Genomic DNA, 12,239 nt, shown 5'->3' with positions numbered 1-12,239 from the left:
GGGTCCGCGGCCCCGCCGGCCCGGGAGGCCCGTACGGCGGCCCGCCGGAGGGCGGGTCCCAGCGCGGCCGGGAGCCCGGCCGCGGTCACGGCCCGGCCGAGCGCGCGGGCGGCGCCGGTCCTGACGGCGGCGGGGAGCAGCGCGCGCGGGTCCTCCTCCACGCTGGAGTCGACCAGGACCAGGGCGGCGGTGCGGTCGGGGTGGAGCCGGGCGAAGGCTTCGGCGTGGAACCCGGCGAGGGAGTGCCCGGCGACGGTGACGGGGCCGGGCAGGCCGAGCGCGTCCAGCAGGGCGGCGATCCGGCGGGCCTCTACGGCGGCGCCGGTGGTGCCGGCGGGGGCGCTGAGCCCGTGTCCGGGGCGGTCGAAGCGGACCACGGTGCGGCCCCGGGCGGCGAGCAGCGCGGCGACCGGGTCCCAGTCGAACCAGGCCATGGCGAGGCCGGCGCTCAGCACCACGGCGGGCCCGCGCCCCTCGACGACCACGTGCAGGGGCACCCCGTCGACGCGGACGAAGCGGCCGGGGGCGGGGCCGGTCATGTGCGGCCCTCGCGGTGGACGGAGAGGGCGAGCACGCCGAGCCAGACCGCCACCAGCAGCACCTGGAGCCGCTGGCCCGCGCCGAGCGCCCACGTCCCGTGCCCGGCGGTGAACAGGCTGATGGCGGTCAGGGTCCAGGCGGTGGCGAGCAGTTCCAGGACGACCAGGGCGGGGCCGAAGCGGGCGAGCGGCGCGAACCAGCCGTAGCGGCGGGCGGCGACGGTGAGGGCCACTATCCCGATCAGCGCGCCGGTCATGGCGAGGCTGCTGCTGACGGCATGCGCCTGATGGGTGGCCGGGACCAGGCCGGCGGTCTCGCGGGCGGCGCAGACGGGGTCCACGGTGGGCTGGCAGCTCAGCGGGAGCCAGGCGTCGGCGGCGGTGGCGGCCCCGAAGAGGGTGACGCCGGCCCATCCGGCGACCGCCCAGGGGCGGCGGGATTCGGGATGCCGCGGCAGGCGCGCGAGGGCGAGGAGTCCGCCGAGGAAGGCGAGCAGCCCGGCGGTGAAGTCGGTGGCCCGGAAGAGGCCGCCGAGGGGCTGGTCCTGGGCGGCGAGTTCGCTGACGTAGGTCTCGATGGGGTTGAGGCCGGTGGAGAGGACGACCTCCAGCACCCACGCGGTGTAGGCGGCGGCACCGAGCCCGATGAACACGGCGACGGCCCGGCTGCCTCCCTTGGCAGCGTTCACGGCATTTGCGCGCATAGTGTGACTGATCCTAAGCAGATCCGGGTGGACGCGGGGGGCTCCTCTCGGGGTCTCGCGGAGCTCCTCTCGGGGCTCCTCTCGGGGCTCCTCTCGGGAGGTCTCGCGGAGCTCCTCGCGAGGTCCTCGTGGGGTCCATCGCGCGGAGCTCCTCGCGGAGGTCCTCGCGGGGGTCCTCGCAGAGCTCCTCGCGGAGGTCCTCGCGGGGGTCCTCGCGGAGGTCCTCGCGGAGGTCCTCGCGGAGGTCCTCGCGGAGCCACTGCCAGGGACCACCGGGGGCGCGCCCCGGACCGTCCGGCCGGGTCCCACGCCAGGGAAGACGCGATCGGGCCCGGTGGCGTTGCCCGCCCGGCCGCCCCGATTCCGGCACATCGGGCGATACCCCCTGGCCGTTGGGGGCGGAGACACCGAATCCGGTTGGAGCCGGACGGGGCCCGTGGCAGTCTGACGCAGCCCCTGTACGCCGTACGCCGCCACTCCCGAGGGACTCCGCCAGGCATGACCACGCCGCCGAACCAGCCCAGCCCCCCGCCCGAGCCCACGGCCCCCTCGATACCGGCCCCCCAGCGCCCGTCCCTGACCAAGCCGGACCGACAGCCGACCACCCCGACGGAGCCCTCGGCGGAGCCCCCCGCCGAAACCCGGACGGAAACCCCGGCGGAACCGCCGGCCGGCACCCCGGCGGAACCCCTGGCGTCGAACCCCGCCGAAACCCCGGCGGAACCCCTGGAGGCGAACCCGGCGGCGAACCCCGCCGACGCGCTGGCGGCGATCCCTGCCCACACGCCGGTGGAATCCCGCGCCGAAGCCCCGGCCCAGACCCCGGGGCCGTCCCTGGCGAAGACCCCGGCGACGGCCCCGGCCGACACGCTGGCGGCGATCCCTGCCCACACGCCGGTGGAATCCCGCGCCGAAGCCCCGGCCCAGGCCGCGGGGCCGTCCCTGGCGAAGACCCCGGCGGAGCCCCCGGTCCGGGCTGCCGGGCCGTCCCTGGAGAAGGCGGCGCCTCCGGCCGACGCCGTGGCCCCGGCGGGGACTCCCGCCGAAGGCGCCCCGCGGGCCGAGGCTCCGGGCCCGGCCGCAGCCGACGCCGCGGCGCAGCCCCACGTACCCGGGCCGGCCGACGCCGTGGCGCAGCCCCAGGCAGCCGGGCCGGCCCCGGCGCCGGCGCCGATGCCCGTCGGGGCACCGCGCCCCGATCCGTTCGCGCCGCCCGCGCCCGGCGGGTTCGCGCCGGTCGGTGGGGTCCCCGCGTACGGGGCCCCGCCGGTGGCGCACGGGTGGGCTCCGCCCGGGTTCCCCGGGTACCCCGGGTATCCCGTCGCGCCGCCCGCGCCCTCCAACGGGCTGGCCGTCGCCGCCCTCGTCCTCGCCCTCACGGCGGTCGTGCTGGCCGTCGTCCCGTTCCTCTTCTGGCTCGGCACGCTGGTCGGCATCGTCGGGATCGGCCTCGCCATCGGCGCCCTGGTCCGCACCCGCTCCGGCGCCCCGCGCCGGGCGATGGCCGTCGTGGGCCTCGTACTCGGCTTCGCCAGCCTCGGCGCATCCGTCGGCGGCTACTTCCTCACCGCCGCCGTCATCGACCACGCGGTCGAGTCCGCCGGGCACGCCCGCCAGGGCATCCATGACGACGAGGACGACTACGACTACGACTACGGCGACGAGGACTTCGTCGGCCCGACCCCGAACCCGACCCCGGACCGGCACGCCTCCCCGCAGGGCCCCGGCATGAGCACCCCGCTCGCCTTCGGCCAGACGTACACCTACCCCGACGGGATCAAGGTGACCCTCTCGGTCCCGAAGGAGTACGAGACGCCCAGCAAGTACTTCGACATCGGCCACGCCGTGCAGCTGACCTTCACCATCACCAACGGCTCCGCCCAGCCGCACAAGGTCATCTACGCGATGCCCACCGTCCGGGACGACAAGGGCGCCGAGGGCAAGACGGTCTTCGACACCAAGATGCCGAAGTGGATCCAGGGCACGATCCTGCCCGGCGAGTCCGCCACCGGCACCGCCGCCTTCGAGGTCCCCGAGGGCACCCAGAGCATCAGCGCCCAGTTGTCCCCCGGCACCCTGCTGCCCGCCGCGCAGTTCGCCGGCCCCGTCGGCTGAATCCGCGGCCACGACCCCCTGACGGCACGGGATCCAGGACATCGCGTCAGAAAGACGATTACACTGGGCCCCGTGCCTCAACTACGCCTCGCTCTGAATCAGATCGACTCGCACGTCGGCAACATCGCGGCCAACGCCGATTCGGTCCTCCACTGGACCCGGCACTCGGCCGAGCAGGGCGCCCACCTGGTGGCGTTCCCGGAGATGGTGCTGACCGGGTACCCCGTCGAGGACCTCGCCCTGCGCCGCTCCTTCGTCGAGGCCTCCCGCTCCGCGCTCCGCGCCCTCGCGCGGCGGCTGGCGGACGAGGGCCTCGGCGAGCTGCCGGTCGTCGTCGGCTACCTCGACCGCAGCGAGAAGGCCGCGCCGCGCCTCGGCCGCCCGGCCGGCTCCCCGGAGAACGCGGCCGCCGTCCTGCACCGCGGCGAGGTCGTGCTGCGCTTCGCCAAGCACCACCTCCCCAACTACGGGGTCTTCGACGAGTTCCGGTACTTCGTGCCGGGCGACACCCAGCCGGTGATCCGGGTGCACGGCGTCGACGTCGCCCTGGCCATCTGCGAGGACCTCTGGCAGGAGGGCGGCCGCGTCCCCGCCACCCGCTCCGCCGGGGCCGGGCTGCTGATCTCCGTCAACGCGTCCCCGTACGAGCGCAACAAGGACGACGTCCGCCTGGAGCTGGTGCGCAAGCGGGCCCAGGAGGCCGGCTGCACCCTCGCCTACCTCGCGATGATCGGCGGCCAGGACGAGCTGGTCTTCGACGGCGACTCGATCGTCGTCGACGCCTCCGGCGAGGTGATCGCCCGTGCCCCGCAGTTCTCCGAGGGCTGCGTCCTGGTCGACCTCGACCTCCCGGCGGCCCGGGCGGACGCCCCCGGGGGCACCGTCGACGACGGCCTGCGCATCGACCGCGTGATCCTCTCCGAGGAGCCGGTCACCCCGTACGAGCCGGTGGTGACGGGCGGCTACGCCGACCGCCTGGACGACGACGAGGAGATCTACGACGCGCTGGTCGTGGGCCTGCGCGCGTACGTCAAGAAGAACGGGTTCCGCTCCGTCCTGATCGGGCTCTCCGGCGGCATCGACTCCGCGCTCGTCGCGGCCATCGCCTGCGACGCGATCGGCGCGCAGAACGTGTACGGCGTGTCCATGCCCTCGAAGTACTCCTCGGAGCACTCCAAGGGTGACGCGGCCGATCTGGCCCGGCGCACCGGCCTGAACTTCCGGACCGTCCCGATCGAGCCGATGTTCGACGCGTACATGGGCGCGGTCGGCCTCACCGGCCTCGCCGAGGAGAACCTCCAGTCCCGGCTGCGCGGCACCCTGCTGATGGCGCTCTCCAACCAGGAGGGCCACATCGTGCTGGCCCCGGGCAACAAGTCCGAGCTGGCCGTCGGCTACTCCACGCTCTACGGCGACTCCGTCGGCGCCTACGGCCCGATCAAGGACGTGTACAAGACGGACGTGTTCCGGCTCGCCCGGTACCGCAACCGGGCGGCCGAGGAGCGCGGCGAGACCCCGCCGGTTCCGGAGAACTCGATCGTGAAGCCGCCGAGCGCCGAGCTGCGCCCGGGGCAGGTCGATACGGACTCGCTGCCGGACTACCCGGTGCTCGACGCGATCCTGGACCTGTACGTGGACCGCGACCAGGGCCTGGAGGCGATCGTCGCGGCCGGCTTCGACCGCGCGCTGGTCGCGAAGACCCTGCGCATGGTGGACACCGCCGAGTACAAGCGCCGCCAGTACCCGCCGGGCACCAAGATCTCCGCGAAGGGCTTCGGCAAGGACCGCCGCCTGCCCATCACCAACGGCTGGCGCGAGGGGGCGCGGGCGTAGGCCGACGGGGCGCGGCTACGGCCGGACGGAGAGCCGGGCGGCCACCGGCAGGTGGTCGCTGCCGGTGCGCGCCAGGGTCCAGGAGGCCTCCGGCTTGATCCCGCGGACCATGATCTGGTCGATCCGGGCCATCGGGAACTGCGCGGGCCAGCTGAAGCCGAAGCCGTGGCCCGCCGCGCCCTGGGTGGAGCGCATCTGGGAGGTGACCTCGGACAGGGCGCGGTCGTTCATGGTGCCGTTGAGGTCGCCGAGCAGGACGACCTTCTTCAGGCCCTCGGAGGCGAGGGCCGCGCCCAGCGCGTCGGCGCTGTTGTCGCGCTGGTTGGCCGTGAACCCGGCGTTGAGCTTCACGCGGACCGAGGGCAGGTGGGCGACGTACACGCCGACCTCACCGAAGGGGGTGGCCACGGTGGTGCGCATGGCCCGGGTCCAGCCGAGGCGGATGTCGACGGGCTTGCTGGAGGTCAGCGGGTACTTGCTCCACACGCCGACGGTGCCCTCGACCGCGTGGTACTTGTACGTGGCCCCGAGGGCCTTCTCGTAGACGGGGACCGCGTCCCCCGCGAGCTCGGTCAGGGCCAGCACGTCGGCCCCGGACTTGCCGACGGACACGGCGGTGCCGCGCGGGTCGGGGTTGTCGGCGTCGACGTTGTGGGCGGCGACCATGAGGTTGCCGCCGCCGGCGGACTTGTCGGTGATCAGTCCGCCGAAGAGGTTCACCCACACCGCGGCGGTCAGCAGTATCGCGATCAGCGCGGTGGCGGACTTGCGGACCACGGCGGCGACCAGCAGCAGCGGTACGGCCAGGCCCAGCCAGGGCAGGAAGGTCTCGGTGAGGCTGCCCAGGTTGCCGATGTCGTTCGGCAGCTCCGCGTGGAAGATCATGACGAGCGACACCAGCGCGGCGAGCCCGGTGGTCACCAATCCGCGGCGCCAGATGCCCGGGTCCTGGCTCAGTTCGGCCATGCGGCGTCGGAATTCGGCCAGTCGGCGTCGGAGACCGGATCCGGAAGAGCCGGGCTCGGAGCCGCCGTTCCCCGTCTCCGTCATGTACGCCTGTGCCATGCCATGTCCTCGCTGCCGTGCTCGCGCTCCGTCCCCGCCCCTTGACCCTAGGCGATGTGCGGAGCCTTCCGTGCCGTCCTCGCGGCCGTACAGCCGGGAGGACGAACGGCCGTGCGGCCGGGGTTCCGCTTGTCACGAAACGCGCACATTGACCTGGGCGCGCCTGGAGCCGGACCGGGAGTGTGACGCACGGGTCAGCGCGTCGGATCCCGGCCACTTCCGCCGACGGCCGCGGGGGTGCCACCATGGTGGGTGAGTCCGGGGACGCCGTGAGGGCGCCTCGAGATGACACTAGGAGCAGTTGCAATGACGCACGCCGTTTCGCCTGCCCGCGAAGCCGCCTCCGCCACGCTGTACGGAGGGTCGGGCACCCGGCGCATCACCGTCCGCGACCTCGCCCTCGCCAAGGAGCGCGGCGAGAAGTGGCCCATGCTCACCGCCTACGACGCCATGACGGCGTCCGTCTTCGACGAGGCCGGCATCCCGGTCATGCTCGTCGGTGACTCGATGGGCAACTGTCACCTCGGCTACGAGACCACCGTCCCCGTGACGATGGACGAGATGACCCTGCTGTCGGCGGCCGTCGTACGGGGCACCAGCCGGGCCCTGATCGTCGGCGACCTGCCGTTCGGCTCGTACCAGGAAGGCGCCGTGCAGGCGCTGCGCAGTGCGACCCGGCTGGTCAAGGAGGCCGGGGTCGGTGCGGTCAAGCTGGAGGGCGGCGAGCGTTCGCTGGCCCAGACCGAGCTGATCGTGCAGTCCGGCATCCCCGTCATGTCCCACCTGGGCCTGACCCCGCAGTCCGTGAACGCCATGGGCTACCGGGTGCAGGGCCGCGGCGACGAGGCCGCGCACCGGCTGCTGCGCGACGCGAAGGCCGCGCAGGACGCGGGCGCCTTCGCGGTGGTGCTGGAGCTGGTCCCGGCCGAGCTGGCCGCCGAGGTCACCCGGTCCCTGCACATTCCGACGGTCGGCATCGGCGCGGGCTCGGAGTGCGACGCGCAGGTGCTGGTGTGGACCGACATGATGGGCCTGACCGGCGGGAAGATGCCGAAGTTCGTCAAGCAGTACGCGAACCTCCGCAAGACCATGGGTGACGCGGCGAAGGCCTTCGCCGAGGACGTGGTCGGCGGAACGTTCCCGCAGGAAGAGCACGCCTTCCACTAGTACGCGCGCGAAGCGACGACGGCCCGTCCGGCATCCGTGCCGGGCGGGCCGTCGGCCGTTCGCCGCGCCGTCGGCCGCTTGTCGGTCGGCTGTCGGTCGGCTGTCGGAGCTTTGTCAGTGGCGGGTGGTCCCATGGTGGACATGACGCGAAACGACAAGAACCCCCACGCCGTAGAGGTACGGGGACTGGTCAAGCACTACGGCGAGACCAAGGCCCTCGACGGGGTCGACCTGGATGTCCGCGAAGGCACCGTCCTCGGTGTCCTCGGCCCGAACGGCGCGGGCAAGACCACCCTGGTGCGCTGCCTGTCCACCCTGATCACCCCCGACGCCGGCACCGCCCGGGTCGCGGGCTACGACGTGGTCCGCCAGCCCCGGCAGCTGCGCCGCACCATAGGCCTGACCGGCCAGTACGCCTCGGTCGACGAGAAGCTCTCCGGCCGGGAGAACCTGTACATGATCGGCCGGCTGCTGGACCTGTCCCGCAAGGAGGCCAGGACCCGCGCCGACGAGCTGCTGGAGCGGTTCTCCCTGACCGAGGCCGCGAAGAAGGCCGCGATGAACTACTCCGGCGGCATGCGCCGCCGGCTGGACCTGGCCGCCTCGATGATCGGCCGCCCGTCGGTCCTCTACCTGGACGAGCCGACCACCGGTCTGGACCCCCGTACCCGCAACGAGGTGTGGGACGAGGTGCAGCGGATGGTCGCCGAGGGGGCCACCGTCCTGCTCACCACCCAGTACATGGAGGAGGCCGAGCAGCTCGCGAGCGAGCTGACGGTCATCGACCGCGGCAAGGTCATCGCCAACGGCAAGGTGGACGAGCTGAAGGCGCGCGTCGGCGGCCGCACCCTGCGGATCCGGCCGGCCGACCCGGCCGACCTGCCGGGCATGGCCCGCGCCCTCGCGGAGACCGGGCTGGACGGCGTCGCCGGTTCCCAGGCCGTTCCGGACGAGGGGGTGCTGCTGGTGCCGATCCTGGCGGACGAGCAGCTGACGGCCGTCGTCGGCCTGCTGGCCGCCCGCGGGTACGGGATCTCCGACATCGGCACGTACCTGCCCAGCCTCGACGAGGTGTTCCTGTCCATCACCGGCGAGAAGCCCACCGTCCAGGACTCCCTTCCCACCGAGCAGACCGAGGAGGTCGCGGCATGAGCAGCACCGTAACCACGACGAAGCCCACGACCACGGCCCCCTCCCCGGCCGCCGGTCCGCAGCACCCGGCCGAGGGCCGGATCGGCCTGCGGGCCAACCTCCGCCACATCGGCGCCCTGGCGCGGCGGAACATGCTCCAGATCAAGCAGGACCCGGAGTCGATGTTCGACGTCCTGTTCATGCCGATCATCTTCACCCTGCTGTTCGTGTTCGTCTTCGGCGGCGCGATCTCCGGCAAGGGCAACCAGGGCGAGTACGTCAACTACGTCGTCCCGGGCCTGATGGCGATGATGGGCATGAACATCGCCATGGGCGTCGGCACCGGCGTCAACGACGACTTCAAGAAGGGCGTGATGGACCGCTTCCGGTCCATGCCGATCGCCCGCTCCTCGGTGCTCATCGCCAAGATCGTGGTCGAACTGGGCCGGATGATGGTCGCCATATCGATCCTGCTCGGCATGGGCTTCCTGCTCGGCCTGTCGATCAAGTCCAACGTGCTGGACCTGCTCCTCGCCATCGGGCTGTCCGCCGTCTTCGGCGCGTCCCTGATGTGGATCTTCATCCTGCTGGGTCTCACCATGAAGACCGCGCAGGCGGTCCAGGGCATGGCGATGCTGGTCCTGATGCCGCTGCAGTTCGGCAGCTCGATCTTCGCCCCGCCGACGACGATGCCGGGGTGGCTGCAGAGCTTCACCGACGTCAACCCGCTGTCGAACCTGGCCGACGCGGCCCGCGGCCTGATCAACGACACCCCGCTGGGGAACTCCGTGTGGATCACGCTGGCCTGGTCGGTGGGGCTGACGGCCGTCACCATGCCGCTGGCCGTCCGGAAGTTCCGCCAGAAGACCTGACCCGGGCGGCCGGTCCGTTCGGATCGCGTCCCGGACGGGCCCCGCACGGGGGGGCGGCGGGTCAGATGAGGGCGGTGGCCTCCTCCAGGGTGAGGCCACCGCCTTCGGCGTACGCGGCCTCGTACCCGGTGTCGCCCAGTGCCGCCCGCGCCCGCTCCTCGGCGCGGGCGGCGTCCTCGCGTTCCGCGGAGACCGCGATGTGGCCGGTCGGCAGGTGGGTGCGGTAGGCGCCGAGGAGGCGCGCGGCGTCGTACGGCCGGGTGTGGGCGCCGGGCGAGGCGAGGGAGACGGCCGCCGTCAGCAGGTACACCGCGGGCAGGTGCGGGACGACCATCAGGGCGATCGGGTCCTGGAAGGACCTCGACGCCTCGCGGATCAGCGCGAGCGCGTCCTCGTACCGGCCCTCCCGGTTGTCCAGCCAGGCGGAGGAGGCGAGCACGAACACTTCGAAGACGGCGTTGTGGCTGGTGGCGACGTCCTTGCGCAGCGCGTCCAGTTGGACGCGGGCCTGCGGGATCCGGCCCGTCATGCCGAGGATGCCCGCGAGGAAGAGCCGGGCTGCGGGCAGCGCCTCGTTCCCGTGGTCGTGCTCCTCGGCGACGATGCCGGTGAGGATCTCCTCGGCCTCCTCGATCCTGTCGTCCTCGGTCAGCGTCCCGGCCATCCGTACGCGCAGGACCGCCACCTGGGCCTTGGCGCCGAGGCGTTCGGCGTAGGCGATGGCCTCCCGGTAGTCCTGGCCGGCCAGGGCGTACGCGCCGCGCTTCTCCCGGGACTCGGCGCGCGCGGAGAGGGCCTCGGCGCAGCCCCAGTCGTCGCCGAGGTCGCGGAAGAGGGCCAGGCTCTCGTCGGCGTCGCGGGCGGCGTCGCCCGCCCAGTCGACGCGGTTGGCGAGGATGTTGGCGCGCAGCTGGAGGGCGGAGGCCAGTTCCCAGCCGTAGCCGAGCGCGCGGGCGGTGGTGACGGTCTCGTCGACGACCCTCTGGAGCAGTTCCGGATCGCGCGCGATCATGACGGCGTAGATCCACAGCGTGGCGGGGGTCCGGCAGGTCTGCGGAAGTCCGGGCCGGTAGGCGGCGAGCACCCCCTCGGCCTGGGCGCGGAGCTCCGGGCTGTTCCAGGTGTCCCCGACCTGGTCGTGGGAGGCCAGACGGACGAGGTGGACGGCGCGCCAGGCCTCGGTGAGCAGCTCGCCGGAATAGGGCGGGGGCGAGTCGACGAGCTGCTCGTACACGGGCTCGGCGGGGGTGACGGGCGGCGCGAAGGGGTCGGGGCCGAGCGCGGCGGCCGCGCCGGACCAGTGCCGGGACTCGGCGCGCAGGTCGTGCATGTGCCAGTACCAGCCCAGGGAGTGGATGAGGCACAGCATCTCGTCGGCGTCGCGGGCGGCGGCCGCGCGGCGCAGGGCGGTACGGAGGTTCTCGTACTCGGTGGTGATCCGGTCGGCGGCCGCGCGCTGGCCGTGCCCGCGGAGCAGGGGCTCGCTGGTGCGGGCGAGTTCGCGGTAGTGGACGAGGTGGCGGTGCTCGGTGGCGGGGCGGTCGCCGTCGGTCTCGGCGAGGCGCTCGGCGGCGTACTCGGCGACGGTCTCCAGGAGGCGGTAGCGCATGCCGTCGGCGCGCTCGTCGGGCTCGGCGAGGACGAGGGACTTGTCGACGAGGGACCCGAGGACGTCGGGGACGTCGAGGCCTTCCTCGTGGGCGCAGACGGCTTCGGCGGCGGCCAGGTCGCAGCCGCCGGCGAAGACGGACAGGCGGGCGAGGACGGCCCGTTCGGGCGCGTCGAGGAGGTCCCAGGACCAGTCGACGACCGCGCGCAGGGTCTGCTGGCGGGGCAGGACCGTGCGGGCGCCGCCGGTCAGCAGCCGGAACCGGTCGTCGAGCCGGTCGGCGATCTGCCGCGGGGTGAGCAGCCGCAGCCGGGCGGCGGCCAGCTCGATGGCGAGGGGCAGACCGTCGAGGCGGCGGCAGATCTCGGCGGCGGCGGCCGGATCGGCGGCGACGCTGAACCCGGGCCGCACGGCGGCGCCCCGGTCGTCGAGGAGCCGCAGCGCGACGGGGTCGGGCAGGGGTTCCACGGGGCGCAGGAACTCCCCCGGTACGCCGAGGGGTTCGCGGCTGGTGGCGAGGATCTGTACGCCGGGGCAGTGCGTCAGCAGCCGTTCCGCGAGTTCGGCGGCGGCGCCGACGACGTGCTCGCAGTTGTCGAGGAGCAGCAGGAGCCGGCGGCGGGAGCAGTGTTCGGCGAGCCGGTCGAGCGGGGTCTCCCCGGCCCGCTCGGTGAGCACGCGCAGCTCCTCGGCGGCGCCGCCGCGCAGTTTCGTGGCGCGGGCGCCGAGCGCGGCGAGGGTCGCCTCGGCGACGTCCTCGGGATCGTCCACGGGCGCCAGCTCCACGAGCCACACCCCGTCGGGCCAGCCGTCGCGCTCCCCGGCGTGCCGCTCGGCGGCCTCCTGCGAGAGCCGCGTCTTCCCGGCCCCGCCGGGCCCGAGCAGGGTGACGAGCCGCGCCCGCGCGAGATCGTCCCCGAGCACCCGGATGTCCCCCTCCCGCCCCACGAAGGAGGTGAGCCGCGCCCGCAGATTCCCGGGCGGCACGCCTTGCCTCGGGCCGGCCCCGGTGGCGGCGCCTGCCGGGACCGACCCGTCGGCGGCCGGGGCCGGGGCCCCCGGAGCCGGGGTCGCGGATGCCGAGTCCCCGGCGGGCGGGACCGGTACGGGCGAGCCCTGGGCCGGGGCCCACGGAGCCGGGTTCCCGGATGCCGAGGCCCCGCCGGGCAGGACCGGTACGGGCGAGCCCTGGGCCGGGGCCCAC

Annotated in this window: 9 protein-coding genes; 5 read left to right on the top strand and 4 right to left on the bottom strand. The window is 73.9% G+C overall.

Translation table 11 applies throughout. The features are described from left to right. Together ACFV0Q_RS29405 and ACFV0Q_RS29400 are read right to left on the bottom strand one after the other, a co-directional pair. Window positions 1-539 (bottom strand): alpha/beta fold hydrolase (locus ACFV0Q_RS29405; RefSeq protein WP_385009393.1); only part of this gene is annotated, 539 nt, incomplete at its 3' end. Beyond that, window positions 536-1,243 (bottom strand): DUF998 domain-containing protein, encoded by a 708-nt coding sequence (locus tag ACFV0Q_RS29400; protein ID WP_385009392.1) that lies wholly within the window; start codon window positions 1,241-1,243, stop codon window positions 536-538. The genes ACFV0Q_RS29400 and ACFV0Q_RS29405, both read right to left, overlap by 4 nt. Before the next feature lie 498 nt (window positions 1,244-1,741). Here ACFV0Q_RS29400 and ACFV0Q_RS29395 point away from each other — a divergent pair, with 498 nt between their 5' ends. Continuing rightward, window positions 1,742-3,358 carry a hypothetical protein gene (locus ACFV0Q_RS29395; protein WP_385009391.1) on the top strand — a complete coding sequence of 539 codons (1,617 nt, stop codon included), beginning with the start codon at window positions 1,742-1,744 and terminating at the stop codon, window positions 3,356-3,358. A gap of 72 nt (window positions 3,359-3,430) precedes the next feature. Then, a complete protein-coding gene (locus tag ACFV0Q_RS29390) occupies window positions 3,431-5,191 on the top strand; it encodes an NAD+ synthase (RefSeq protein WP_385009390.1) in 1,761 nt (586 codons plus the stop codon). A gap of 15 nt (window positions 5,192-5,206) precedes the next feature. Here ACFV0Q_RS29390 and ACFV0Q_RS29385 read toward each other — a convergent pair whose 3' ends face one another. Next, entirely contained in the window at window positions 5,207-6,157 is a 951-nt protein-coding gene (locus tag ACFV0Q_RS29385) for an endonuclease/exonuclease/phosphatase family protein (protein ID WP_385009394.1), read from the bottom strand. 405 nt (window positions 6,158-6,562) lie between these two features. On the opposite strand from ACFV0Q_RS29385, the gene panB reads away from it, so the two are divergent. From panB to ACFV0Q_RS29370, 3 genes are all read left to right on the top strand, one after another. Continuing rightward, complete coding sequence (gene panB, locus ACFV0Q_RS29380) at window positions 6,563-7,423, top strand: 3-methyl-2-oxobutanoate hydroxymethyltransferase (RefSeq protein WP_351826957.1); 861 nt, start codon at window positions 6,563-6,565, stop codon at window positions 7,421-7,423. 132 nt (window positions 7,424-7,555) lie between these two features. Then, window positions 7,556-8,575: an ATP-binding cassette domain-containing protein gene (locus ACFV0Q_RS29375; RefSeq protein ID WP_385009389.1), complete on the top strand. Its 1,020-nt coding sequence runs from the start codon at window positions 7,556-7,558 to the stop codon at window positions 8,573-8,575. Further along, the gene (locus tag ACFV0Q_RS29370) at window positions 8,572-9,426 is read left to right on the top strand and encodes an ABC transporter permease (RefSeq protein ID WP_385009388.1); all 855 of its coding nucleotides are present in this window, start codon (window positions 8,572-8,574) and stop codon (window positions 9,424-9,426) included. The genes ACFV0Q_RS29375 and ACFV0Q_RS29370 overlap by 4 nt, the downstream gene beginning before the upstream one ends. Window positions 9,427-9,487: 61 nt before the next feature. Here the strand turns inward: ACFV0Q_RS29370 and ACFV0Q_RS29365 are convergent. Continuing rightward, window positions 9,488-12,239, bottom strand: a 2,752-nt coding sequence (locus tag ACFV0Q_RS29365) for an ATP-binding protein (RefSeq protein ID WP_385009387.1), incomplete at its 5' end; no start/stop codon positions are given.

It is taken from the genome of Streptomyces sp. NPDC059564 (genome assembly GCF_042735575.1).
Classification (GTDB): domain Bacteria; phylum Actinomycetota; class Actinomycetes; order Streptomycetales; family Streptomycetaceae; genus Streptomyces.
The sequence above is the reverse complement of the archived record's forward strand: the minus strand, read 5'-3'. Positions and strand labels throughout refer to the sequence as shown.

Bases quoted from the DNA above. Each gene is read 5' to 3' on its own strand.
- ACFV0Q_RS29395 (WP_385009391.1), top strand. From the start codon at position 1,742: ATGACCACGCCGCCGAACCAGCCCAGCCCCCCGCCCGAGCCCACGGCC.
- panB (WP_351826957.1), top strand. From the start codon at position 6,563: ATGACGCACGCCGTTTCGCCTGCCCGCGAAGCCGCCTCCGCCACGCTG.
- ACFV0Q_RS29385 (WP_385009394.1), bottom strand. From the start codon at position 6,157: ATGGCCGAACTGAGCCAGGACCCGGGCATCTGGCGCCGCGGATTGGTG.
- ACFV0Q_RS29370 (WP_385009388.1), top strand. From the start codon at position 8,572: ATGAGCAGCACCGTAACCACGACGAAGCCCACGACCACGGCCCCCTCC.
- ACFV0Q_RS29375 (WP_385009389.1), top strand. From the start codon at position 7,556: ATGGTGGACATGACGCGAAACGACAAGAACCCCCACGCCGTAGAGGTA.
- ACFV0Q_RS29400 (WP_385009392.1), bottom strand. From the start codon at position 1,243: ATGCGCGCAAATGCCGTGAACGCTGCCAAGGGAGGCAGCCGGGCCGTC.